The 25749-nt window shown below is 59.8% G+C and carries 19 protein-coding genes and 1 tRNA gene; 9 read left to right on the forward strand and 11 right to left on the reverse strand.

All coding sequences use genetic code 11. The annotated features are described in order from the left end of the window. Nucleotides 1–311 precede the first annotated feature (311 nt). Nucleotides 312–791: a Fur family transcriptional regulator gene (locus tag ACILSR_RS27210; protein ID WP_395737906.1), complete on the reverse strand. Its 480-nt coding sequence runs from the start codon at nt 789–791 to the stop codon at nt 312–314. Nucleotides 792–1183: 392 nt separating this feature from the next. Between ACILSR_RS27210 and ACILSR_RS27215 the strand changes: the two genes are divergently transcribed. The 3 genes from ACILSR_RS27215 (at nt 1184) to rimO (ending at nt 5165) form a co-directional block, all read left to right on the forward strand. Continuing rightward, complete coding sequence (locus tag ACILSR_RS27215) at nt 1184–1678, forward strand: hypothetical protein (RefSeq protein WP_395752971.1); 495 nt, start codon at nt 1184–1186, stop codon at nt 1676–1678. A gap of 32 nt (nt 1679–1710) precedes the next feature. Next, nucleotides 1711–3717: an ATP-binding protein gene (locus tag ACILSR_RS27220; RefSeq protein WP_395752972.1), complete on the forward strand. Its 2007-nt coding sequence runs from the start codon at nt 1711–1713 to the stop codon at nt 3715–3717. An 89-nt stretch (nt 3718–3806) separates the two neighbouring features. Continuing rightward, the gene (rimO, locus tag ACILSR_RS27225) at nt 3807–5165 is read left to right on the forward strand and encodes a 30S ribosomal protein S12 methylthiotransferase RimO (protein WP_395752973.1); all 1359 of its coding nucleotides are present in this window, start codon (nt 3807–3809) and stop codon (nt 5163–5165) included. Nucleotides 5166–5254: 89 nt separating this feature from the next. Here rimO and ACILSR_RS27230 read toward each other — a convergent pair whose 3' ends face one another. Together ACILSR_RS27230 and ACILSR_RS27235 are read right to left on the reverse strand one after the other, a co-directional pair. After that, the gene (locus ACILSR_RS27230) at nt 5255–6760 is read right to left on the reverse strand and encodes a tannase/feruloyl esterase family alpha/beta hydrolase (protein ID WP_395752974.1); all 1506 of its coding nucleotides are present in this window, start codon (nt 6758–6760) and stop codon (nt 5255–5257) included. A gap of 69 nt (nt 6761–6829) precedes the next feature. Then, nucleotides 6830–9649 (reverse strand): hypothetical protein, encoded by a 2820-nt coding sequence (locus tag ACILSR_RS27235; RefSeq protein WP_395752975.1) that lies wholly within the window; start codon nt 9647–9649, stop codon nt 6830–6832. Between the two features lie 295 nt (nt 9650–9944). On the opposite strand from ACILSR_RS27235, the gene ACILSR_RS27240 reads away from it, so the two are divergent. After that, entirely contained in the window at nt 9945–10634 is a 690-nt protein-coding gene (locus tag ACILSR_RS27240; RefSeq protein WP_395752976.1) for a PIG-L deacetylase family protein, read from the forward strand. Between the two features lie 16 nt (nt 10635–10650). Here the strand turns inward: ACILSR_RS27240 and ACILSR_RS27245 are convergent. Beyond that, a tRNA-Lys gene (locus ACILSR_RS27245) sits at nt 10651–10726 on the reverse strand. A 150-nt stretch (nt 10727–10876) separates the two neighbouring features. Between ACILSR_RS27245 and ACILSR_RS27250 the strand changes: the two genes are divergently transcribed. Continuing rightward, nucleotides 10877–11650, forward strand: a complete 774-nt coding sequence (locus ACILSR_RS27250) for a polysaccharide lyase (RefSeq protein WP_395752977.1) — start codon at nt 10877–10879, stop codon at nt 11648–11650. An 82-nt stretch (nt 11651–11732) separates the two neighbouring features. Then, nucleotides 11733–13280: a hypothetical protein gene (locus ACILSR_RS27255; protein ID WP_395752978.1), complete on the forward strand. Its 1548-nt coding sequence runs from the start codon at nt 11733–11735 to the stop codon at nt 13278–13280. Nucleotides 13281–13367: 87 nt separating this feature from the next. Here ACILSR_RS27255 and ACILSR_RS27260 read toward each other — a convergent pair whose 3' ends face one another. The 4 genes from ACILSR_RS27260 to ACILSR_RS27275 all read right to left on the reverse strand — a co-directional run bounded on the left by ACILSR_RS27260 (nt 13368) and on the right by ACILSR_RS27275 (nt 17707). Further along, a complete protein-coding gene (locus ACILSR_RS27260; RefSeq protein WP_395752979.1) occupies nt 13368–13667 on the reverse strand; it encodes a hypothetical protein in 300 nt (99 codons plus the stop codon). Nucleotides 13668–13794: 127 nt separating this feature from the next. Then, the gene (locus ACILSR_RS27265; protein ID WP_395752980.1) at nt 13795–15828 is read right to left on the reverse strand and encodes an FAD-dependent oxidoreductase; all 2034 of its coding nucleotides are present in this window, start codon (nt 15826–15828) and stop codon (nt 13795–13797) included. Nucleotides 15829–15896: 68 nt separating this feature from the next. After that, on the reverse strand, nt 15897–16868 hold the full coding sequence (locus ACILSR_RS27270) for a PmoA family protein (protein WP_395752981.1): 972 nt from the start codon (nt 16866–16868) through the stop codon (nt 15897–15899). A 47-nt stretch (nt 16869–16915) separates the two neighbouring features. Then, the gene (locus ACILSR_RS27275; RefSeq protein ID WP_395752982.1) at nt 16916–17707 is read right to left on the reverse strand and encodes a TatD family hydrolase; all 792 of its coding nucleotides are present in this window, start codon (nt 17705–17707) and stop codon (nt 16916–16918) included. An 88-nt stretch (nt 17708–17795) separates the two neighbouring features. Between ACILSR_RS27275 and ACILSR_RS27280 the strand changes: the two genes are divergently transcribed. The 3 genes from ACILSR_RS27280 (at nt 17796) to ACILSR_RS27290 (ending at nt 20951) form a co-directional block, all read left to right on the forward strand. Then, complete coding sequence (locus ACILSR_RS27280) at nt 17796–19274, forward strand: hypothetical protein (RefSeq protein WP_395752983.1); 1479 nt, start codon at nt 17796–17798, stop codon at nt 19272–19274. A gap of 68 nt (nt 19275–19342) precedes the next feature. Further along, entirely contained in the window at nt 19343–20155 is an 813-nt protein-coding gene (locus tag ACILSR_RS27285) for an MlaE family ABC transporter permease (RefSeq protein WP_395752984.1), read from the forward strand. Between the two features lie 70 nt (nt 20156–20225). Then, entirely contained in the window at nt 20226–20951 is a 726-nt protein-coding gene (locus tag ACILSR_RS27290) for an MIP/aquaporin family protein (protein ID WP_395752985.1), read from the forward strand. Here the strand turns inward: ACILSR_RS27290 and ppk1 are convergent, their stop codons facing one another. From ppk1 to ACILSR_RS27305, 3 genes are read right to left on the reverse strand one after another with little or no spacing between them, the layout of a single operon-like run. Continuing rightward, nucleotides 20952–23105: a polyphosphate kinase 1 gene (ppk1, locus tag ACILSR_RS27295; protein ID WP_395752986.1), complete on the reverse strand. Its 2154-nt coding sequence runs from the start codon at nt 23103–23105 to the stop codon at nt 20952–20954. Further along, nucleotides 23080–24666 (reverse strand): hypothetical protein, encoded by a 1587-nt coding sequence (locus ACILSR_RS27300; protein WP_395752987.1) that lies wholly within the window; start codon nt 24664–24666, stop codon nt 23080–23082. The genes ppk1 and ACILSR_RS27300 overlap by 26 nt, the downstream gene beginning before the upstream one ends. 36 nt (nt 24667–24702) lie before the next feature. Continuing rightward, nucleotides 24703–25740, reverse strand: coding sequence for an ROK family protein (locus ACILSR_RS27305; protein WP_395752988.1), 1038 nt, complete (start codon nt 25738–25740; stop codon nt 24703–24705). Nucleotides 25741–25749: the final 9 nt, after the last annotated feature.

Genomic DNA, 25749 nt, shown 5'->3' on the forward strand with positions numbered 1-25749 from the left:
ATCTCGGAGAGTGTGGGCAAAGACGCCAGGGGGAAGATCAGGTGTGGATGATGCAGGCATCCGCCTTTAGTTAACCATGCAGTTCATTTGTACAGCGCTCTTTTTCCGGCACCAACCAGCTTTTGCTTAGCGGCATTAGGCCTAGACCAACTCTCAAAAATCTTGTCACATTGCCCGGACGGCGGAGCGGCCCCATTGGCTGCGTTAGTTGCTTGCCTGTTACTTTCAAATAGCAGGCGGTGCTCCCGCCTTGCCACTGGGACCGCTGCGCTCGCCGGTCAAAATGACAATCTTTTCGAGAACTGGTCTAGCTAGCCTGCCGCCGCGAGCTTGGCATCGCGGTAGCTGCATTTCCCCAGACGCTGAAGCTGCTCGCAGTGCGCTTCGATGCGCATGCTCTTCAGGCTGGGCTGGAAACCCAGCCGACGGGTGATGCAGTCGTGCAGCAGGGCGGTATGGTCATCTTCAAACTCAACGACTCGATCGCAGTCCAGGCAGATCAAATGATTGTGCTGGGGTTTGTCGAGGAAATTGGGGTCGTAGTAGGTCTGGTCCCGGCCGAGGTCCACTTCACGCAGGAGGCCGCACTCGACCAGCAGTGTCAGAGTACGATAAACGGTGGCGCGTGAGACGGTGCTGTCGAGCTTGCGCGCCTTTTCCAGCAGCTCTTCTGCTTTAAAATGGTCATCGGTGGCAAATGCAGCCTCAACGATGACATCCCGCTGCTTGGTGCGGCGCAGCCCCTGGCTGGCCAGATGTTTTTCCAAGCGTTGAGTAATACGTTCGTCCATGTCTAGAGAGGGTAGCCACGGCGGTTCATCGCGCAAGGAGGGGGTTTTTTTGAAGAAGACAGAACCGTTATGGATTTTTTAGCAGCACAGAGTGGGGGAAAACCGCATAAGACGATTCTTTATTCTGATGTAATGTATTGAAAATAAAGGGTCTGAGTGGTGAGTCCGTTCAGAGAATGAAGCCCTAGTCTAAGGGGAAATTTAGAAGATAAACAAGCGCGGCTTTCGAATTAGTTTAAAATAATTATGGATTTTATTGTTAATATTGATAGAATTACTCGGACTGCCTGATTCCAAGCATGCCTTTACCATTTTCATTCTCTACTCAACGCCAAAGTTCTGAGGTCGAAAGCACCTCAGAAACTCAGGGGGCATCTGTTTCTGAGAAGGTCATGAACCACGCGCCAGGGGTGGTCAGCACGGAGCCTCTGCCCGGCACGCTGGGAAGCCCGTTTTCGCCTGCTCCATTGGATCGGGTGCCGCGTGCGGTTGCTGGAAATGGCCGCCATTCCCCGATTTCCACTCCTAATCCGTATTTCAACAGCGAGCAGGAAGCGGATCTCCAGGCGACGGTGCTGCACCCGGCCCCCTCTGCTTCCCAGCCATCTCCCAAGGGGACAGCCACGGGGCTCGATCTGCCGGCTCAGATCGAGCAGCTGCGGAACGACATTTTTGGGATCGCCATGAATGTTAGCGCGTTGAGTGACCGGCTGGAACGTCTGGAGCAACGCGTTCCTCCGGCCGGACAGTCAATGCAGGCTAGTGTCGCCACACTGCGTGGGGAGATCGAAGTCTGGCTGGAAAAACACCTCAATGCGGCCGTCGAGCATTGCATGCACCAGATCATCAGCCGCCAGAACTCTGCCAATTCCCAATCCGCCAACTGACCGCCGCATCCCAACCACCTGATCTCACTCCCATGAACTCACTGAGACTCCGCATCCTGTTCCCGCTATGGTTGTTTGGCTTTTTGCCGGCCATGGGAGCCACCCGCATGATGGGACAGCCGCTCGAATGGTTTTTCGGCATTACCGGCGTGCTCCTCGGCGGTGGTGTGTTCCTGGCGGCTTACCTGATTTCCGGCTGGCTGCTCAAGCCAACGACGGCGGTCATGAAGGGCACCACGGCGGTGCTGCGCGGCGTGCCGCCTGATGCTCAGTCCGCCGAATGGCTGCCGGCTGATTTCTGGAAACTGCGCTGCGACATCAACATGATCTTTGCCAAGCAGCGCCAGGCGCTCAATGCAGCGGAGCAGCATGCCTGCCAGACCGCCCAGCGCCTGCTCAATGCGGAGCGCCTGCTGCGCGAGGCCTTCACCGCATTGCAGGGTCTCTTTGCCGCCAGCGATGAGGGCGTGCTGGTGGTGGATGCCCAGGGCTCCATCATCGCCTCGAACGTGAAGCTCGATGATTTCCTCGGCAAGCCTGTCGAAGAAATCGCCGGACGCGATGCCTCACGCATTCTGAATGCGCTGGTCGAACGCTTCCAGGAAAAGGCCGTCATTTCAGCGTGGATCGAAAAGAGCGCCTCGTGCCTCGAAGGCCAGAACGAAACGCCGCCGCTCGTCTCCAATGACAACCGCGTTTTCTCCCTGCGCTCCAGCCCGATGCGCACGGATGCCGGCGAAGTGATCGGCCGCATCTGGATCGTCAAAGACCGCTCCGAAATGCGGGTGCTGGAAAATCAGCTGCGTGAGTCGCAGAAGATGGGCACCATCGGCCAGCTGGCAGGGGGCATCGCCCATGACTTCAACAACCTTCTGACCGCCATCCGTGGCAATCTCACGCTCGCAGAGCTGACACCTGCATCCAATCAGGCTGGTGTGCGCGACAAGCTGCAGAATGCGAACCACGCCACCACGCGTGCTGCGGAACTCGTGAAATCGCTCCTCGGCTACTCGCGCCGCAGCAGCGGAGTCACTGTGCGCAAGGCCACCAATCTCAAGCGCCTCCTGGCAGACGTGCAGAACCTCCTCAAGCACAGCGTGGACCCGCGCGTCACCATTCAGATGCGCGGCGGCATGGATGCCTCCTACGCCACCGGGGACGCCACGCAGATCGAGCAGGTCATGCTCAATCTCTGCCTCAATGCCCGTGACGCTCTGCCTGCGGACAAAGGCGTCATCGAGATCGCCGTCGAAAACGTCACCCATCGCATGCCGGGGAAACCGGGCGACGCCGATGCCGGAGACTTCGTCATGCTGGTGGTGCGTGACAATGGGCATGGCATTTCCGAAGAGCACCGTCATCGCATCTTTGAACCCTTCTTCACCACCAAGGCCGGCAGCAAAGGCACCGGGCTTGGACTTTCCACGGCACAGGACATCGTGCGTGAGCATGGCGGCTGGATCGAGTTTGACAGCGAGGTCGGGCGAGGCAGCGAGTTCCGTGTGTTCCTGCCAAGGCTGCACAATCCTGAGCAGATCGAGGAGGAGACGCCGATCGACAATGGTCCCGCCATCAATGCGCCGGTGGGTGCGCAGACCACCATTCTCGTGGTGGATGACGAAGCGCCGGTGCGCTCAATTGCCACCAACATGCTTGGCTTCCTGGGCTATCGCGTGATGGAAGCCTGCGACGGCCAGCAGGCGCTGGACATCCTGCTGCGGACCAAGGAGAAGGTGGACGCCGTCCTGCTGGACATCTACATGCCGAAACTTTCCGGCCGCGACACCTTCAAGGAGCTGCGTGCCGTGGGCAACGACGTGCCCGTGGTCGTCTGCAGCGGCTTCGTCATTGATCCGGATGAATTCACCCTCCTCAGCCAGGGCCGCACACCACCGGTGGACATCATGCTCAAGCCTTACTCGCTTGATGGATTGAGCAAGGCGCTGGCCAAAGCCGTGCAGAAACCAAAGGGCGAAGAGCGCCCGTTTGACCTGACGACCAGCCGCACGCCCCAGCAGATGCCGGTGCTGGTTTCCTGAGAGCAAGCAGAATCTGGGGAAAGAACCGTCGTTTGTCGGTCATCTTTCCCCTTTTCGATTGCCGCAAAGGAGCTAAGATGCGCGCCCCCATGATCAAAGTCGGCCTCGTCTCTCTCGGTTGCGCGAAGAATCTCATCGACTCGGAAATCATGATCGGCCACCTCCAGCAGGCTGGCATGGTCATGACGCCCGAGGCTGAGCTCGCGGATGTGCTCATCGTGAACACCTGCTCGTTCATCGACATGGCCAAGAAGGAGAGCGTGGGCGCAGTGCATGATGCCGTGGACGGCCGAGCCGGATCGAAGAAGCGTGCGCGCCAGAAGATCATCGTCGCAGGCTGCCTTTCGCAGCGCTTTTCCACGGAACTGCCCGGCCTCATGCCCGAGGTGGACGCCTTCATCGGACTGGACCAGATCACTCAGGTGGCGCCGATCATTCAGAAGCTCGTCGGCACCAAGGAGCACGAGCAGGAGAATCTGGTGACCCGCCAGCCGCAGTACATTCCGGACTATGACACGCCGCGCTTCCGCCTGACGCCGCAGCACATGGCCTACATCAAGATCGCCGAAGGCTGCAATCATCCATGCTCCTTCTGCATCATCCCGCGCATCCGTGGCCGCCACCGCAGCCGCACGCAGGAGAGCATCATCAAAGAGGCGAGGGATCTCATCGCCAGTGGCGTGAAGGAGATCAATCTCATCTCGCAGGACACGACCTACTTTGGCATGGACAAGTGGACGGAAGAGCGTCCAAAGCCACGCAGCGGCGTGGACTCCACCAAGGGCGAATCCCTTTCCTCACTCATCCGTGAGCTGAACAAGATCGAGGGCGACTTCTGGATCCGCCTGCTCTACACCCATCCCGCGCATTGGAGCGACGACCTCATCCAGGCCATCGCCGAAAGCCCCAAGGTGGCGCGGTACATTGACATGCCGCTCCAGCACATCAGCGATCGCATGTTGGGCCTCATGAAGCGCGAGACGGACGGCGCTTACATTCGGGATCTCATCAAGCGCATCCGCGCCGGCATCCCCGGCATCGCCATTCGCACCACCTTCATTGTGGGATTCCCCGGTGAGACCGAGGCGGACTTCAACGAACTGCTGCAGTTCATCCAGGACACGAAGTTTGAACGAGCCGGCGTCTTCAACTACTCCCGCGAGGAAGACACGCGCGCCGCGAAGATGGAAGACCAGATCCATCACATGACCCGCAAGGCCCGCTGGAACGAAGCCATGCGCGCGATCCAGCGCAGCATCGAAGGCTTCAACACCACGCAGGTAGGCCGCAAAATGCGTGTGCTCGTTGAGGAGCCCGGCGTGGCCCGCAGCGAAATGGACGCGCCAGACATCGACACCACCGTTTTCGTGAACAAGAAACTGCCTGTGGGCAGCTTTGCGGATGTCACGGTGAAGGAGTGGCGTGGGTATGATTTGGTGGCGGCGTGAGAATCGGATGACGGTCTAGTGATCGTCAAGGAGTGGTCAAGAGGTCAGGACCCGATTCTTGACTGCTTGACCAGCCTTGACCGTTGACCTCACTCAGCCGCCTTCGGCCTGAACTTCTCAGCTACGCGCTCCACTCCACCACGCGGTCCGCTTACCGCCTTAAAGGCTCCCGCTTCCCAGACCGTTTTTTCCGGGTAGGGATAGAGAGGAAAGTCGAGTTCGGTTTTGCCCTCCACCACGCGTTTGGCTTTGAGGGTGTGGGGAGCTTCGCCTTTCTCACGCCACGTCATCACGAGGCCGAGCATGTCGGGCAGATTATTGATGCCGGGACCGGGTCCATGGCTCATGCCGGGGACAACGTAGAATTTGCAGAACGCGGCGGCTTTTTCGAGAGAGCCGAAATGCTGGATGACGCGCTCGTAGTAGTCGAGCGTGGCGTGGTAGGGCACACATGAGTCGGCTGATCCGGAGATCATGATGAGCTTGCCACCGCGCTTTTCGAAGGCTGTGAGATCCGCGTTTTCTGCGTTGAGATAAGGACCGAGTTTCTCCGTGTAGGTGTCGATGTCCTTGCCAAAGTCGAGGCTCATGAGGTCCTTGTCTTTGCCGAAGACCCACTGAAAAAGATAGAGGTGACCGTGGGCGATTTTGAAGCTGCTGCCAAAGGGGATGCCGTCAAAGATGCGTTCGCCAGTGATGGCGTGTTTCGGACCTTCGAAGAGTTTTCGCAGAGCGGCGGCGTGATTGTCGGTAAGCGTGGGATCTTTTTTGCGTGCCAGCGCGATCACTGCCGCGATATCTTTTTCGTTGCAGCGTGGATCCGAGACGAGCTTGCCGGCGGTCTGGGGCATTTCTTGAGAGGCCATGTATTCGTTACCGGCGGCGATGATGCTTTCTTCCTGTGCAGCGGTGAAGGGGCAGTTGTGAAAGATCTGTTCGTTCCACAGGAAATAGGCGTGCAGCGGAGTTCGGCAATGAGCAGGGACATTCGCCACGATGCCATCATAGTCTTCGGGATAGCGCTGCGCCTCCTGCATGGCCTGCTGGCCGCCGGTCGAACCGCCATTGAAATAGCAAAACTCGGGAGCCTGGCCGTAATAAGCCTGGATGACCTGCTTTGAAACAGTGGTCATGAGGTGGGTGGCGCGGTAGCCAAAGTCTTTCCAGACATCCGGTTTGCCGATGCCTGAATCCGAGTTCGGCGCCGTGCCCATGTCCGTCGTGGCGACGGCATAACCGCGCGCAGTGTAGCCCACCAGACTTCCCGAACTGATGCGACCGGCTGAACCCCCATTGCCGAGTCCAATGAAGCGCTTGTTCCATTTTTCCGCTTCCGGCAGGGAGATTTCCACATTGATGTTGGAGTCCTTGCCCGGATTGAGAACGATCTTCACAACCGTGCGCGGTACTTCATTCCTGCCCGCGGCATCCTTGGCGGATGCATAATAAGAGTTCACCTCCACGACTTTCCCCGCATCAATGGGCAGCTGTTTGAGCGCCTCCGGAGAAGCGGCCAGCGCTGTGATGGATGCGATTGCCGAGAGTAAAAAGTGTCTGCCGAGATGCCAGGGAAGCCCTGCGGAATAATGTTTCATAAAGCAGGCACTAAACGGGCCTCGCAGACTGGAATTACAGCGCGTCTCGCCGCGATGCTTCTCCTGACGTCAGCGCCGGTCGGGCTTATTCGTCGATGATTTCGCCTGTTGAAGGAGGGACTGTTGAATCTCCTCATCCGTCGGAACGATCGCGGGGCGAATCGTGACGGCATCCGCGGCCGGGGCCGGAGCTTCTGCGGGAGGCGGCGGTGTTTTCTGCGGCGCTGCCACCACCGCTGGGGCGGGCGCCGCCGGTGGGGGACTGACCTTCGGCATCTCCGCCTCATGGGTCAGAGGGATCGGTGCGTTGGCGCGGAGCAATCCATGCATCGGTTTGGCCGCTGCTTTTTTGGTTCCTTTCGAGACTGGCTTGGCGCTCGGTGGTGTTGAAGCAATGGCACGGCGAACGACGACGGGTTCAGTCTCCTGGGTGGCGATGCTGCTCAGAGGGCCGACCGAAGCCACGAACTGCGGCTTCGGCAGTTCGAGCGCAGGCATCTTTTGAACAAGATGATCTTCCGGCGTCCCTTCTTTTGCAACAACAGGCGGCGGTGCAGGGACTGCGGCAACGATCGCAGCCGGAGCCGGAGGGACGACGTTCTGGGGAAGAGGAGGGGAAGGCTCGATGACCTTGGGCTGCGGAGCGGCCTCTTCGACTGCCTGCGGGCGGATGGATTCTTTCGGCGGTGAAGACACAGCCGCTGTGGGTTTTTCAGGGTGGTGAGAAGGCAGGTCGCCCAAAATCATCCAAGCGGTCACACCCAGAATGGCGAACGTCGCCGCAAGAGCCAGCCATGAAAAGCGTGGGCTCTGCGGGATCGCCTGATTAAAATCAACGGTCTTGAGGCAGTCACCGACTGGAGCGAGCAGTTCTGTTTTATTGCGTTCTGGGAGAGACGAATCAGCTGAGACCCAGTCCTCCTCAAAATCAGAGACAAAGCCGGCGCTCTCCATCTGGCTGGGATCGAGGGGTGGAGCCTCTTCATCAAATACATCACCGCTGGTTGAGACCAGGAACTGGCTGAGCTTCTCCGTGAAGTCGGCTGGAGAAGGAACCATGCTGCCACTCATCACCGCTTGCAGGCACTCGAGCAGATAACCTGCCGCCGCCTCTGGAACACTGGCGGGAAATTCTGCAATCTCCCGAATCTGCCCTTCTCCCGTCAGCAAATAAGCTGCCAGGCCGATGAAGGTGCGGTGGCGTTCATCCCGGGCGGTAAAACTATCGCCCGCTTCCGGCGGGGGACTTTTCCAGGGGCTGAGATCGATCTGCCGGGCTTTGCACAGGCTGCGCATGGTCTTGTGGAGGCGCAGCTTCACCACAAACTTCGGCCAGGCATCCAGGCGTTTTTGATGCAGCCTTTCGAGATCGCGTTGCAAAACGGGGCCGTCATAGCCCACGCAAAGGTGGATGCTGGCGGGATCCAGATCCGCCCGATGCACGCCGGTTTCCACCGCTTGCTCCAGGCCCGCCTGAATCTGGCGCAGCAGCGTCGCGACTTCTCCTGGATTGAGGGTCCCACGTCTTGCCATGAGGCCGCCGAGCGTCATGCCCGGCTCGCGCACTTCGGAGACGAACGACCAGTCCGGCCCGTTCCACAGGCTCAGCATGTTCAGGATGTTCGTCTGTCTGGCCGGATCATAGCGCCAGGCCTGGGGAGGCAGCGCCATGAAATCGGGCTCATTGACGATGCGTTCCGGTGGCAGCAGATGCAGCGTGACGGGCTGGTCAGTGGATACGACGAAGGCAGGGATGGCAAAGGGGCGGCAGCCTGCCACGGCGGGATTTTCGATCCGGAAACTTGCTCCAAACAGAGTCTTCAGCGGAATCTCTCCCAGAAGCAGTTTTTGCAGGTGTGAGAGGGGCAGTGTGGAGCTGTCTGCTCCCAGAAGCATCTTGGGATTTCGAGCCTGCACGAGATTGACGTTCAGGCAGAGCGCCTCGCGAACTTCGTCTCGCAGATTCTTGATGGAGATGGAATGAGTTTTCGGGCTGGCGAGAACTGACTTGATGATGAAGCGCAGGTTTGCAGGCAGTTCTGCAATGGCGGTGAAGGACTCGGGATTTCCCCCGGTAAAGACCTGCCCGGTCAGTAGAAGAAACAGCAGACGGCAGGCATTTTCCACAAGGCGGCCGCTGCCGTTCTCTCCGGAAAAACTGCTTCTCTTCTGGGACAGGCCGTAGTCAAAAACTCGCAGCTGCAGATGTTCATCGTCCGGAGAGGCGACGAGCACCCGATCCAACCGCATGCCGGGAACCACCCTCGCCTGATCTCCAGCTTTTCCCACGTCCTGCAGAAGCTGTTTGACGAGCGCAAGGGATGTCACGGTGGGCACTGCTCCGCGCCGCCGAACGTAATCCTGAACAAACTCTCCGTCATTGAGACTGGTGACGTAGTAGGCCATGCCATCATCGATGCCTGCTTCATGGATGGTCATGAAAGACTGCCCACGGATGCCGGCCGCCTCTCGGAGCAGTTCACAATGGATCTCCCGCATTTCTTCCGGCGCAGCCTCGGGAATCACCTCTGGCTGTGCCGCAACGTGGTTCACCGCATAGAATCTCTGCAGGCTGCTTCTCCTTGGCGCAGCGTTTCGGGCCGGCTTGCGACGATGGGAGCCGGGTTTGCGGCGCTCCTGTTTTAAGACGCTAGATTTGCGCCGTGGCAGGAGGCTCGCGGGAATGACCTTGAAAAGGCGAGAAGGCTGGTCTGCACGCTCTTCAGCTTCGGTTTCTCCGGTAAGGATATGGAGCTCCACGAGACGACTCTGACGCCGATCAAAGGCAAGCATGACCACCTCGCCCCGGGAACGGGGAAGCTTGATCGGGGAGCCATTGCGGTGGCTTGCAAAGGCCAGGGCTTCGAAAGGCTGAGTGCTGTCTGTCATGACTCAATGGGGCTATATAGAAAATGCAGTGGCCATATGAATCGGGTGGCGCGTTTTATCGAATATGATCATTGCGACTCAATACCGCAATAGAAATTATGTCTCGTTAAGGTAAATTTGATAAACGTCAGTGACTATGACTAAAGCTGATTTCGAATAAACCTAAAGCTGTTGATGGGTACGCACTGTTCGCGCCAAGTTCCCTTCCATGTCGTTTCAGGTCCGAGGACTTCGTGGGTGGAGGCATGGGGGATTGCAGCTTGCTCTAATCGAGGCTCCTTGGCATGCTTGACGCATGACTCGCACCATTCTGGCCATCGGCGCGCACTATGACGACTGTCCCTTTGGCATCCCCGGCACGCTGTTACGAGCGGTTCAAAAGCATCAGCGCGTGGTGATTCTCAGCCTCATCGGAGACTACACGAACTGGCCGCCGGTCAAGGGCCGGGAGCAGGGACTGCTGGAGCTCTCGAAGCAGCTCGCGGCGGAGCGGGGCATCGAGATGCGTTTTCTTCCTTACAAGAGCCTGGGCTTTGAACCAACGCTGGAAACCAAGCGCGCTGTGGCGGAAGTGGTGGCCGACGTAAAGCCGGACACCGCTTTCATGCTCTGGCCACGCGACCGGCATCCGGATCACGAGGCCGCCAGTGCCATCTGCCATGCCGCGCTGTACCAGCCCGCACGCTTGCTAGGACGGGACGAAGTGAAGTCTCCCTCACGCGTTTATTGGTATGACAACGGTCCCGGACACACCATCGGCTACGAGCCGGACACTTATGTGGACGTTACCGCCGAATGGCCCGCTGCCAGCGAGTGGCTGGGCCGTCTGATGGCCTACATACGCAAGGAAGAGTATGACCCCGCCAAGACGGATGCCGCCATGGAGACCAAGAGCGTGCTGTCCCGTTATCGAGGTCTGGCCTGCGGGGCGAAGTATGCAGAAGCACTCAAAAGCGTGCGCCCGGTGGTGAATGCCGAACTGTGAAAACCACTCTTTAGAGTGGTACCCCCGGTAGGATTCGAACCTACGACAAATTGATTAAGAGTCAACTGCTCTACCAACTGAGCTACGGAGGCATGTTTGAAACCAAACAGCGTTGGAGGGAGGTGAGTTTTAGTCACGTCTGCGCCGAGTGCAAGTGAGTTTTGGCATCAACTGGAAACTTTCGGGCGAAATCTGATGGAATTGCGGATGCCCTCTGCCGGGTCTGGTGGTAATTCGGCCGCATGCGCATTCTGGCTTTGACGGTGGTGTTCTCGTTTCAGGCTGCTTCAGCGGCAGATCTGCCGCTGAACGTCACTCTGGCCTGGCCGCCTGGGCCGTACACCGTTCAGCGATGGAAAGGCGACTGGCCGGGCTGTGAATTTGAAGGCGGCATCGCGCAGGGGCGCGTGACCGTGGTCGATAGCGATGCGTTTAAATGGCTGCGGGTGAATTTCGCCGTAGGGCAGATCGGGCCAGAGCAGGGTGGAGCGGGCTGGCGCATGCCGTTTGGGAAGCATGAGGCGGCGGACCTGACCTACAACCTGCGTTTCAGCCAGGACTTCGATTTCGTCAAAGGCGGCAAGCTGCCCGGACTTTGTGGCGGGCCGGACAACGTCAGCGGTGGTCGCCGCGCCAATGGCACGAACGGCTTTTCAGCACGCCTCATGTGGCGCAAGGACGGCCGCGGGGAGGCCTACGTGTACCACAAGAACCAAAAAGGGGACTATGGCGACAGCTTTGCCTTTCCGGCAGACTTCCGCTTTCCTACAGGTACGAAGGTCAAAGTCCGCATCGCTGTCACGATGAACGCCCCGGGCAAACGTGATGGCACGCTGCGGGTGTGGATCGATGAAAAGGCCGTGGTGGAACGCACGGACATGGAGTGGCGCACGGTGGGCAGCTTCGGCGTGGACGGCCTCTACTTTGAAACTTTCCATGGCGGCGGAGATGCTTCATGGGCGCCCACGCGCGCCTGCTGGGCGGAGTTCGCGGAGATGAAGGTCACGGGGCAGTGATCTTTCAAAAGCGGGTAAATTGGGGATTGACCCCGTTCCCGCCTTTCCAGACACTCCTGGCAATCCCAACCCGGAGGTCATCATGAATGAACCGCAATCCCGCCGTGCGTTCCTTGCCGATGTGAGCAAGGGAACGCTTCTCGCCACCATCGGTCCCGCGCTCGCAGCTGAGTTCGGCATCTCTTCCGCCTCCGCTGCGGAACCCTCCGCCGTCCTGAACTTTGGAGACATGGAGGCCCTCGTTTGCTTCATGCAGGAGACGCCCGTGTCGAAGCTGCAGCCTGCGCTGGCGGCAAAGCTCAGGGAAGGAGTGCCTCTAAAAAAACTCGTGGCCGCAGGCGTGCTGGCAAACGCGCGAACCTTTGGCGGCGAGGACTACATCGGCTTTCACACGCTGATGGCGCTGGGGCCCGCGCTGAAGATGTCTGGCTCCATGCCGGAAAGGCAGCAGGCGCTGCCCGTTTTCAAAGTGCTCTATCGCAACACCAATCGCATGCAGGAGAACGGCGGGCGCAGGGAGGAGGTGCTGCATCCCGTGGCTGCAGGCGCGGATCGTCCAAATTCTCAGCAGCTTCACGAGGCCGTGAAGCGCAAGGACACCGCGGGCGCGGAAGGCATCTTTGCCACCATGATGCAAAACAGCGCGGACGACGGCTTCAATGCGCTGCTCGAATGTGTGCAGGACAATCCGGAAGTGCACCGCACTGTGCTGCCGTATCGCGCCTGGGACCTGCGGGACATCGTGGGGCATGAGCACGCCACGACGCTGCTGCGCATGTCTTTGCGCTACTGCCTGAACTCGGAGAAATATCGCCGCCCTGAATGGGATGAGAACAGCAGGGCGCTGACAAAACTGATGGATGAACACAAGCTCATGGGGCGCGATCCTGGCACCCGATCGATGGAGGATCGTGCGGTGGAAAAACTCAGCATGACCATCTTTGGTGGCAGCCCGGAAGATGCCGCAGGCGCGGTGGCCGCGGCGCTGGCAGAGGGATTTGACCCGCATGAAATCGGCGAGGCGATCTCGCTGGCAGCCAATCAGATCGTGCTGCGGGATCATGGTCGCCCGCCTGACTGGGAGTCTCCCGGAAAACCGCCTGGCAGCGTGCATGGAGACTCCGTGGGTGTACATGCAAGCGACTCCGTGCATGCCTGGCGCAATCTCTCCCAAGTGAGTCGGGGACGAAATGTTTTCGCCTGCCTGATCCTGGGAGCATGGCAGGTGGCACATGATCGCGGCCTGGCGACCGTTCAGCGTTTTCTGGAGTGGGAGCCAATGCCGCTGAAGCGCCACATCAGCCAGAGCACGGATGAGGCAAAACTGCTCTCCGAATTGGATGACAGCATTCGCCAAAATCTCCAAGGCCATGCCGCAGGAGTGGTGCATCGCTGCGGCGTGGAAGGCATGGATCCGGAGATCGTATTTAAAACCTTGCTGCGTTATGCCGTCAGCGAAGACGGTGCGCTGCATGCGGAAAAGTATTTCCAAACCACCTGGGACGAGTTTCATCGCACCCGTCCCGCATTCCGCTGGCGCCATCTGACGTCTCTTGCCCGTGTGACGGCGAGTGAATTTGGACGGCCTGCTCCCGGGCAGGCAGAGGCGCGTGAACTGCTGGGCGTGTAAAAAAATTGCGCCCGGTTAAGAGAGTACGTGGCGGATGATGAATCATCATCCGCCACGGTTCCAGGGAGGAACGCTGCAAATCCTTTTTTAGAACAGGCCGAGACGAGTGTTGCTGTTCACATTCAGCGGCAGCACACGGGCATTCACGTTGGCGTTGACGCCAGCGGGACGATAGCCGGGCCTGGAGTAGTAGGAATGGTTGTGGCCATAGTGGCCGTTGTGATATCCGTTATTATACCCCGGATGGTAGTAGGGACGAGGGGCAGGACCACGATTGTAGTAGCCAGGGCGTGCTCCTGCATAGCCGCCAGCACCGACGTATGTGTCGCAGCTGGACAAGGTCATCATGAACAAACCAAGGCCGAGAAGTTGAAGTGTTGTTTTCATAAGATCAGTTCGATTCACCTAACACTTCGTTTCAATGGTGTTTCGCGGTTGTGCGGCTGGCAGAAAAACCTCGCAAAAAGGAATGACGTCTTGGTCAGACTTCTGCTCGCCACGATGCTTTGGAAGATCACTTCTCCTTGATCAACTGCACGGCGTCGGCGCCCACGATGCCATCTGTATCCTTGTTGCTGATGATGATCACCGCCGGCTTCTCCGGCGTGAAGGTGTAAGCACCAAGGCTGATGAAAAGCTTGTCGATGGGAGGTGCCTTGCGCTGATCCACGATCACAGTTCGCGTGCCCTCCGCATGCTCGATGCTCACCGGCACATTGCTCGCCCGGTTTGGAGCGGAGGCATAGGACACGCGCACCTCGTATCTGCCGGCAGCCGGGACTTTCAGGCGATAGGTGATGCTTTTGGCACCCTTTTCCGAGTTCGCGTCATGGATGCTCGCGCCATCCACCGGGCTGCCGTAGGAGCTTCCGGTCCAGTGCCCCGTCTGCTCGGCTTCCTGCTCGCTCATGACAATGCCTGGCAGCTTGGCGGAGCGAACCATGTTTGCGAGAGAGGGGAGCTCGAGCACTGCTTTTTGTTCGAGGAGTTTTTTCCGCAGTGCCGCCACATCGATGGATTGCACCGGCGTGGCGTCTTTCAGGGACATGACTGCCGCGAGACCTGAAGCCTGGCCGAGTGCCATGTACACCGGCTCCATGCGCAGCGAGCAGTAGGCGATGTGGCTGGCCGAGAGGCACACCGGCACCAGCAGGTTTTCGCATTCCGCACGTTTGGGAGTCAGACTACGATAAGGAATCTGATAGGGCAGTGCCGGAGTGTCCTGAAAGCTGCCTTCATCCCGCACGGTGCCGTCTTCCGCGAGAATGCGCTGCACGATGTGGCAGTCGATGAGGAAGCTGCCCATGCCGACCGAGTCGTCCTTGAAGATGTCCGTCTGCAAATCTTTCTGCACCATGACATACTCGCCGATCATGCGGCGGCCTTCGCGTACATAAAGGGCGTAGGGCCAGTGGTTGTTGTCTGCAAACTCGTCTTTGCACAGGCCCCATGAGTTTGTCTGGTCGCGCAAGCTCTGAGGCACGCGTTCATCATGGCCGAGAAACCACAGCATGCCCTGGATGAAATCGGTGTGGTCCCGCCAGATGCGCGCGCGCGTGGCGGCATCGCCATCAGGGTAATTGAAGTTGGCGCCGGGATAGTCGGTTGAGAAAAGCCCCTGCGCGTTGAGGTCGTATTTGCCCGCGGCCACGTTGCCAAGGTGAAACAGACGGCCAAAGCGGATGCCGGGGAAGGCTTGGATCAAACGCAGCAGCAGCTCGTATTTGGCGGGATCGTAGTTCGCGGGCTTGGGGAAGGGGATCAGGATGTCTTTGCGCTGAGTGACGCAGACGCGGAAGTTGTAGCTCTGGGTGCGTGTGTCCGCGCTGCCCGGAGCAAGCTTGGGATCCGGAAAGACGCCGAAGATCGGTCTGCCCTGGGCATCCACGCCAGAGATGCTGCTGGGCGTGCCGTGGATGTAGGCCGGCCCTTTGCCGCCGAGGCTGGGACAGTCGTTCTCCATGACTTCGACGGTGCGCGGCCGAATGGGCATGGGGTGGTAGCCCGCCAGCGGCTCGCCATACTGAGCCGTGCTCTCACGGCCGACGATGTAGCTCACCTTTGCCAGGGCCATGAGATCCCCCTCATAGGAGGCATCGATGAATGCCTTTCCAGTGTAGGTGGTGCCGTCGGCCGTCGTCAGGCTGGTGATGCGTGCGCCTTCTTTGGCGACGGATTTGAGTGTCTGTGCGGTGACTACTTTGACGCCCGCTCGCTTCAGCATGCCATTGAAGGCGGCCATGTTCGTACTCGGCGCCTCATACCACAGGCTGGGCGTCATTGTCTGACGGGCGGCTTCGGCGAAAAAGGCGCGCGGAAATCCTCCGATGGTTTCCTCCTTGCCCACATCCGTGCGGCAGAGGCCGCCGGTGACCATGCCGCCAATCCACTTCGTGGGCTCGATGACCACAACCGATGCACCTTCACGCGCTGCCACGATGCCAGCGCTCAATCCAGCCGGCGTCCCGCCATAGATGACGAGGTCGGCTTCCGCCGAATGAAGGGATGAAGTGAGTCCGAGAAGCAGCAGGAGGCGGTAAAAAGACATGGGGCGAAAAAAAGAGCAGGCGTCAGCGCCATGCATCTCTTTTCGCCCCGGCTTTTCGGTCAAAGTGCTTATTCCTTGGCAAAGGCCTCATAGGCCTCGGCCACCTTGCCTTCCTTCTCATCTCCCTTGTGGAAGTAGAAGAGGTGGCGCAGCAGGGTGTGCTCGCCTTTTTTCAGATCGTAAGTGCCATCGGGCGCTTCTTTGTCGAGCGCCTTGGTGCCGAAGGGATTGGCGGTGAAGAGGCCGTAGGTGCGCACATGCCATGGCGTGGGGAAGCGGAAGCTGGAGGGATGGTTCAGCATGGCCACGCCGAGCTTCTCACCGCCCACGGTGCCGTAGTAGTCGCACCACTTGGCGCGTTTGCCCCAGGCGTTGGCATCGGTGAGGCCTTCGCTGTTGATGATGTGGCCGCTGCCTTTTTTGTTCTTTTCAATTTCCACCGCCATCTCGGTGGGGACGCGGATGCTGAGTCCGGCGTCCTTTTTGTCTTCAAAGGTGGCCGTGCCGTCGGTGGCCAGCAGGATCTGTTTCAGCTCGATGCTGCGGGTGCCGTCGCCGGCACGGAAGATCATGGTGCGCTCTTCTTCGAGGTATTTTTTGCCGTCGTGGTCGAGGTAGTCGATGATGGAGACAAGAGTCGCGGAGTCCGCTTTGGCTTCCAAAGTTTTGAACTCACGGTGTTTCTCGCTGCCCAGGCTGGCAATGCGCGCCGCGGATTTGACGGGGTCCCCGAAGGTGCTCGCCTCAGCCCATGACTGCACGCCATTGATGCCTTCAAGCCCGAAGCAGATGCCGCGGTGGTGCGGGTGGTCATGCTGCTCGCCTTCGACGGTTTTCATCGGATAGTTGCGGGTCATCTGCTTGCCCGTGGGGCCGAAGACAGGTGCGAGGTAGGGCTTGTTTGCCTGATCCACGACGTATTCGGCGAAGACCTGCCCATCGACTTTGACGATGGCCCCGCCCGTGGCGGTTTTTTCGACTTTGAATTCGGCGGCGCTGGCAAGCGAAGCGAGGAGGAACGAGGCAAGGAGGAGTTTCATGGTGGTGGCAGTGAACGTAGGAGAAATAAGAATGCTTTCGGCGGAGATCAATCCCAGCCGCGGAAGAATTGGAGTGCGGTTTGGGTGGTGTCTGCGGCGACTTTTTCCACCGTCTCGCCACGCAGGCCGGCGATGGCGCGCGCGGTGTCTGCCACATAGGCAGGTTCGCAGCGTTTGCCACGATTTGGCACGGGCGCCAGGTAGGGAGCGTCGGTTTCGATCATGTAACCGCCCGCCGGCACCGAGCGGGCCGTTTCAGCGATGAGACCGGCGTTTTTAAAGCTGACGATGCCTGTGAATGAAATGAGGTGGCCGTGCTCCAGCAGCGGCTTCGCCTGCTCCAGAGTGCCGGTAAAGCAGTGGAACACACCGCGCAGGCGGTCACTGTACGGCAGCACCAGCGCGGTGAGATCCTCCCAGCTTTCGCGATTGTGCAGGATCACATTCAGCTTCAGCTCCGCTGCGAGATCGAGCTGTGCAGTGAGCACCCGCGCCTGATGAGAGCGCCATTCCGCGAGGGTGAAGCCCTCTGCCGGCGCGTGGAAATAGTCGAGACCGATCTCGCCGAGAGCGCACACTTTGGGATGCAGCGCTAGTTCGCGCAGTTCGCTGATCCAGCCCTCTCCGCTCACAGAGTCCACATCAGTGGGATGGATGCCCACGGCCACACGCACATCCGGTTCGTGCTCGGCGAGCGCGAGCAGTTTGCGGGCGTTTGCGAGATCCGTGGCCGGCGCCACCATGCGCGTGACGCCGGCTGCGCGTGCACGAGTCAGCACGGCGGGCAGATCGCCGTCGAACTGTTTGCTGCCGAGGTGGGTGTGTGTGTCGAAAAACATTTCCTGCGCCTTCGCATCTGGAAACCGGGTGTCAAGAGCGGCGAATTAGTCCTTTTCCCCTGCTGCGAAATCATGCTAAAGCATCGCCATGCTTTTCTCCCGATTGCTTCTGGTGCTGCTCTGCCTGCCACCGTTTTTGAGCGCTGCTCCGGAGGACTATTTCGGCATCCGTGTGATCGATGAGAACACCGGGCGCGGAGTGCCCCTGATCACGCTCAAAACCACGAACCACATTGCGCTGACGTCTGACAGCGCGGGCTGGATCGCCTTCAATGAGCCGGGGCTGATGAACCGGCCGGTGTATTTCAACATCGAAGGCCCGGGCTATGCGCTGCCAAAGGACGGCTTTGGCTTTGTGGGCGTTCGCCTCACGCCTGTGGCGGGAAAAACCGCCGAGGTAAAAGTGCTGCGCACTAATGTGGCCGAACGCATGTGCCGCCTCACGGGGCAGGGGATTTACCGGGACAGCACTCTGCTGGGCCATGAGCCGCCGTTGCCCAGCCCCAATTTGTTTGCAGATGTGATGGGACAGGACTCGGTGCAGGTGGTGTCATGGAAAGGTCGCTATTTCTGGATCTTTGGTGACACCAATCGCCCGAACTATCCGCTGGGAAATTACCACTCCACCGCCGCGTGGAGCGATGCGCCGGACAAAGGCGGTCTCGATCCCGAGCACGGCATTCACTTTGAATACATCACGGATGAAAACAACGCGGTGGCCAAAATGCTGCCCGTTGAGGAGGCCGGTGCGGTCTGGATCTTCGGCATGCACACTGTGATGGATTCGCAAAACAAGGAGCATCTCATGGCGCACTACTCACGCTGGAAGGACGTGGGCACACGTCTGGAGCACGGCCTGACAGAGCTTGATGAGTCAAGCGAGCGCTTCCGTCGTATCGCGGTGCTCGGTGATGAATTTACCTGGCAGCATCCTCAGGGCAATGCCGTGCGCGCCAAAGGGGAAGGCGGAGACTGGATTTACTTTTCCACGCCTTTCTGCCGGACTCGCGTCAAAGCGGATTATGACTCCGTCCAGAACACTTCGGCCTACGAGTCGCTGGCATGGTCCGCTGAGTATGGCGACTATGTTTGGCAGAAGGCACAGGCTCCGATGACGCAGAAAGACGAAGAAAAACTCATCGCAGAAAAAAAGATACCTCAAGAAAAGGCTCGCATGCAGGTGGTGGACGCGCAGACGGGCAAGCCGGTGCGTCTGCATGCCGGCAGCGTGCACTGGAACAAACACCGCGAGCGCTGGGTCATGATCGCGGTTCAGGAAAGCGGCGGCGTTTCCTATCTCGGCGAAGTCTGGTATGCGGAGGCAAAGCAGATTGAGGGACCGTGGCGCAAGGCGGTGAAAGTGGCCACGCATCCGAAGTACAGCTTCTACAATCCCAGCCATCACGCTTTTTTTGATCAGCTAGGCGGCCGGGTGATCTTCTTTCAGGGCACCTACACCGAAACCTTTTCCGGAAATCCCATCGCGACGCCGCGTTACGATTACAACCAGCTCATGTACCGCCTCGATCTGGATGACGAACGGCTCAAAGCCGCGCGGGTGGACTGATGGTGCGTGACGAAAAAGGCACAGCTCCAGGCCTGCATGTCGCGTGAGTATTCTGCATGCGTGGAGGCATGGGAGCATTGCAACGCATGGAGTGGCTGGCCTTCGCTGGCAGGGTGGTTCTTGCTCTGCTGTCGTCGCTTGGGCAGATCGCCGCATTGATGGGCGAACTGATGATCGGCTTGCGGAGCGGCAGGTGGCGGCTTGGGCTGGTGGCGCATCAGATCGTAACGATCGGGTATGGATCGCAGCTCGTCGTGGTGGTCACAGGAGCCTTTACGGGCGCGGTGTTCGCCTTCCAGTCCTACGCGAAGTTCAAGGAGTTTGGCATCGAATCCACGGTGGGAGCCATCGTCTCGGTGGCGCTTTGCCGTGAACTGGGGCCGGTGCTTGCAGGGCTCATGGTCTCCGGGCGTGTGGGAGCCGCGATGGCTGCGGACATCGGCACCATGAAAGTGACAGAGCAGATCGATGCCCTGCGCGTGATGGGCGTGCATCCGGTGGACTATCTGGTGCTGCCACGCTTTCTGGCCATGTGCATCTCCATGCCGCTGCTGGTGGCTGAAAGCATCGCCTTCGGGTTGATGGCGTCGTATGTGCTCATTGTTTATGGATTTGATGTGCCGGGCGGGTGGTTCTGGCAGCACACCCTGGATCACACGGAGGGCATGGATGTGGGCATTGGCATGATCAAAGGACTGGTGTTTGGCATCATCATCACGCTGGTCAGTTGTCATCAGGGACTCAAGGCGGAGAACGGTGCCGTGGGAGTCGGTCTCGGCACCACGCGTGCCGTGGTGTTCTCCTCGCTGACGATGTTGATCTCCAATTTCTTTCTGACCATCGCATTGAATTATATATCGCCCATGGGGTCGGCTCCCTAAATCTCCATGCTTGCTCTTTTTCGCGCAGCCCGATAGCCTGCGCGGAAATTCAACCAAATTCAGCGTCACCATGTCCGCAACTCTCGCAGAACTCTTCGGCACCATGATCCTGGTTCTCCTCGGCGACGGAGTCGTTGCCAATGTGCTTCTGAAACAAACCAAGGGCAACAATTCCGGCTGGATTGTAATCACTGCAGGCTGGGGCCTTGCCGTGGCCATTGCGGTCTATTGCACCAACGCCATCAGCGGCGCGCATTTGAATCCCGCCGTGACACTGGGCCTGGCGGCCATTGGCAAATTCGACTGGGCTCTCGTTCCCGGTTATATCGGCGCACAGGTGGCGGGAGGATTTCTCGGCGGCATTCTGGTCTGGCTGGCCTACCTGCCACACTGGTCTGTGACCACGGATCAAGGCGCAAAACTCGGCGTCTTCAGCACCGGGCCGGCGATCCGCCACACCGTGGGTAATTTGATCTGCGAGATCATCGGCACGGCGATGCTGATGTTTGGTTTGCTGGCCATTTTGTCTCCTGCCAATCTGGTTCCTAACTCTGGCTGGGACAAAGGTTTTGCCCCCGCCATCGTCGGCATGCTCGTAGGTTCCATCGGTCTCTCCCTCGGCGGCCCAACGGGTTACTCTCTCAATCCTGCCCGCGACCTTGGCCCACGCCTCGCCCATTTTGTTCTGCCCATCCCCGGGAAAGGCGGCTCCGACTGGGGCTATTCATGGATCCCCGTCATCGGTCCGATCATCGGCGCTGTCGTCGGGGCTATGATTTACAAGGCTGTGTGGTGATCACTTCGGCGTATGCGGCACCAGCACATCAGGTGACTCATTCGCCTGACGCGCGCGCTTGGCCATTTCTCGTGCGAACTGCTCCTGGGAGCGGACCTTCTTTGCCGCGGTGACTTGCGGAAGCTGCCACGTGCCGTCGGATTTCAGCACGCGGCCGCGGGCTGTGTCGGCGAAATGGATTTCCATGATGCGCAGCAGCCGTTTGCGCGCCTCCTTGTCTTCGACGGGCGTGAGGAGCTCCACGCGCTTCGAGAGATTGCGGTTCATGAAGTCAGCGCTGGCGATGAAGACGGCAGGCTTGCCCCCCTGGCGGAACCAGAAAATGCGGGCGTGCTCCAGATAGCGGTCGATGATGCTGACCACGCTGATGTTCTCACTGATGCCTTTGATGCCGGGACGCAGGCAGCAGATGCCGCGCACGTTGAGGCGTATCTTCACGCCCGCCTGGGACGCTTCGTACAGCGCCTCGATCATCTGGCGGTCTTCGAGGGCGTTCATCTTCAGCATGATTTCGGCGCCCTCTCCCTGGCGCGCGCGTGCGGTTTCGCTGTGAATAAGGGACACCAGGCGCTCGCGCAGGCCGTAGGGGGCCATGCTGAGCTTGGTGAAATGCACGAAGCGTGAGCGGCCGGTGACGGTGTTGAAAAACGCGGAGGCATCCGCGCCAAAATCAGCGCGGCAGGTCAGCAGGCTGATGTCCGTGTAGAGCTTCGAGGTGGCCTCGTTGTAGTTTCCGGTGCCAAAGTGCATGTAGCGCGTCATGTGCCCTGACTCGCGGCGCATCACCAGGCAGACCTTGGCATGCGTCTTCAATCCGGCGACGCCGTAGATGATCTGCGCACCCGCGTTGATGAGGTCGTTCGCACGTTCGAGGTTGCGGGCTTCATCAAATCTGGCCTTCAGCTCCACCAGCACGGTCACGTGCTTGCCAGCCTGCGCGGCACGAATGAGCGCGGAAATGATGCGGCTGTTTTTCGCCGTGCGGTAGAGGATCTGTTTGATCGCGATGACGTTCGGGTCCGCAGCAGCCTCTTCGACGAGGGCGAGAACCGGGTCGAAGCTTTCATACGGATGATGCAGCAGGATGTCGCCGCGCTTGATCGCGTCAAAAATGCTTTCGCCCGGTGTGATCGAGGTGCTGGCATGGCTGTCCCAGGGATCGACCTTGAGCTCGTCAAAACCGGAGATGCCGGCGATCTGAAAGAAGGCGCGCAGGTCGAGCTCTCCGGGAATATCATAGATCTGGGCTGTGCGTGCTCCGCAAAGATCACGGATGATGCGGGTGTGCTCGCGCGAGGCGCCTGCTTCGATTTCGATGCGGATGGCCGGGCTCTGCAGGCGCTTTTCCAGCACTTCTTCCATCTCGCTGGCCAGATCGAAGGCGCTCTCATCATCCACGGTGATGTCCGTGTTGCGGCTCACGCGGAAGCGCGCGGGGGCGGAGACCTTTTCAGCCGGAAAAAACTCACCGATGAACAGCGCCACGACGTCCTCGAGGTTCACGTAGAAGTACTGGCCGCCGTCAGGATCTGGCACCAGCACATGCCGCGGAAGGTTTGCGGGCAGCGGCAGCAGCACATGCCGCTTCTCTGCCTGTCCGGTGTCATCACTGCTCACCGTGCAGAGCAGCACGATGTTCAGCGCCGGGATGGCGGCGCGTGCTCCAGTGTCGTCCACGGCCACCGGCGAGAGCACGGGGAAGATGTGCTCGTCAAAATACTCGCGCAGCAGCGTGCGCTGCGCCGGAGTGAGCTCCGCGTTCAGCAGGCGGCGGATGCCTTTTTCATTCATCAGCGGCACAAGCTGCTGCTGCAGAATGTCATACTGCCGCGCCACAAAGGCGGCAGTCTGGTGGTGCACCTGCTCCCACTGCTGCGTGGGAGTGAGCCCGGCGTTGTCCCGCACCCGCCGCCCCTGCTCGCGCAGCAGCTGCAGTCCGCCGATGCGCACCATGAAGAATTCATCCAGGTTTGAAGCGGTGATGGCGAGAAACTTCACGCGCTCCAGCACCGGCAGGTCAGGGCGCGCCGCTTCATCCAGCACGCGCGAGTTGAAGGCCAGCCAGCTCAGCTCGCGGTTGATGAAATGCTCCTCGGTCAGGCGCAGCTTGGGCGGTGCGGTTTGGGCTTCAGGATTTGGCGAGGAGGATGTCATAACCGTAAATTTCGCGGAAGAGTCCGCACTTCAGATCGATGGCTATCTGTTCAATCGTGGTGTCATCCGCGCCCTGCGTCAGAACGGTCAGGCGCGTGCCTTCGGGGCGCAGCTGGATGGTTTTGATCCGCTGCGCATGGCTTCGGTCCAACGAGTCCGCCAGCCGCAGTAGGGCGGCAAGCTTGAGCACGATCATCCGTTCTTCCCGCGAGAGGTCGGAGAAGTAGGGGTGGTTCGGCTCCGGATCGTATCGGCGGTGGTAGCGCGCCAGCAGCGCCACCATCACACGGTCGTTCGAGCTCAGGCCGAAGATCTCCGTGTTCATCAGAATGTAGAGGCTGTGCTTGTGGTGCTCACGCGGGCTGATGAACATGCCCACCTCGTGCAGTGTGGCCGCCACGCGCAGCACGAGTTCATATTTGGCCTCCAGCCCGTGCAGATGCTGCAGCTCCCGGAAAAGCTGGCGGGAAAAATTCGCCACATGCTCCGCGTGCTTGCGGTCGGTCTTGTAGCGCAGGCCGATTTCGCCCGCCGTCTGCATGACCTCCTCCTGGAAGATCGCCGTTCGCGATCCTGACGTCATCAGATCAAGCATGAGCTCCAGCTGGAAGTCACCCTCGGGCACCCAGAGCGAATCATCGCCAAAGCGCCGTGCAAGCGCGAGATTGGTCTGCAGCGCAGGCACGATGCCCTCGCCACCGGTATAGTGCACGTGCAGCTCGCGCACCAGATCATCGGGGCTCAGGCGCGCCAGTTTGTCAGTCAGCCGGGCGAGATCATTCTCCAGCACCCGGTGTGCGCCCAGGCGCGCCTTGCCCAGCAGCGGCGCGACGCTCTGAATCTCCGCGCCGATGGCCACGTGATGGTCGATCTTCACATCCGAGTAATCCTGCGCGAGGTGGTCCACCACGCCGCGGATGTGCTCCTCCAGATGCGCCATCTGCTGGTGTGCCTCGTCTTCGTCCTGGGAGGCCACGGCTTCGCGCGCACGGAAGATGCCCAGACGGTAGTTCGTGTACACCGCGAGCCGGCCTTCCTTGAAATAAATGGCGCGCGTGTTCCCCGGGCCGATGTGGGAGACGATGGTGTTCCCCTTGGCCAGCAGCGGATTTTTCAGCAGCATGCGCTGGGCGATCTGGTAAACGAGGCGCGTCATGTTGCCGTCATCGATCAGGCTTGGCACCACGCCGCTGTGCACCTGCAGGCGGTTCAGGAAAATCTCATGGTTCACCGCCTCCGCGAGGATGTTGGAGGTGAACAGGCGCAGCTGCGCAGCGGGGATGCCGTATTCCCGAATGGTCTGCAGGAAATTGCGCAGGATGGCCGCGGCCTGGTCCACCGTGTTGCGCGAGATGCTGCGGGCACGGAAAATGTCACGAGCCACGGGCAGCGGCCGGTCCAGGCTCTCCACCCGTGTGAACTGCCCCTTGTCATCCTTGCGGCCGATGACAAGTGAAAGGGACGCCGCACCCACGTAGATGACCGCATGCTCCGGCGGCGCCTTCATGACAGCGAGTTCTGCCAAAGGCTTGAACGAGACAGGTGGGGTCACGTCACTCATGAGATGGATTCGCGATGCGGAGACATGCAGGATGGGTCATTTCGCTGCGTTCCGAAGCCACGCCACCGCACCGGCAGCCACAGCCTGGCCGCCCAGCTTGGCCAGCGAATACCGGATCCCACGGGCAAGTTCCGGAATGGCGTAGCGTTCGACCTCCTCCTTGAGCAGGTTCAGGTAAAGGTCTGGCAATTCTTCCACCAGCCCGCCGCCGAGCGTGATGCGGTCCGGAGCCAGCAGGTTGACGACGACGGCCACTCCCATGCCAAGGTAGCGGATGGAGTTGCGGAACATGATCATGGCGGCGTCCTCACCGCTGCGGAATGCATTTGCCAGCGCCTTGCTGCGGATGTTGCGCAGCGCCCCCTCCGTCTTTTTGTCGAGGTCGGGAAGCTGGCCACGGTAACAGGCCAGCCCCGCCTGGGAGGCGAGCGCGAGGCGGCTGGTGAGGTCCTCCAGGATGACGCTGCCAAACACCGGACTGCCAATATGTGTGCCGGGCAGCGTCAGATTTCCCAGCTCCATGGCGGAAATGGCGCGGCCCATGACGAGCTGGCCGTTGTAGACGAAGCCCGCACCCACACCCGTTCCGGGAAACACTCCCAGCAGCGATCTCGCGCCTTTGCCTGCGCCCAGCATGTACTCGCCATAGGTTCCGGCATCAACGTCGTTCAGCACCATGATCGGACACTTGAACTGGTTTTGCAGCAGCTTGCGCAGCGCCATGTTCGTCCATCCCAGATTCGGTGCGAATATGAGGATGCCTCTGTCAGGATTCACCAGGCCAGGGCAGCCGATGCCAATGCCCTGAATGCCTTTCGGGTCCACGCCGGCTTCTTCGATCGCCTCCTGAATCGCTTTGACGATCTTGTTGCGTCCTTTGGCCGCGCCATCGGAGCCGTTGGTCGATTTGCGTGCGGAACCCAGCACGGTGTAATTCGCATCGAGCACCGAAGCCAGCATCTTCGTGCCCCCGAGATCAAAGCCGATCCAAAAAGGCACGTTGCGGAGTTTTTTGGCAGACTTCTTGGCGGGCTTCTTGGCGGAAGATTTGGATTTCGCTTTTTTTGCAGGCATGGCGGGAGA

The sequence above is a fragment of the Prosthecobacter sp. genome (genome assembly GCF_044222565.1).
Lineage (GTDB): Bacteria > Verrucomicrobiota > Verrucomicrobiia > Verrucomicrobiales > Verrucomicrobiaceae > Prosthecobacter.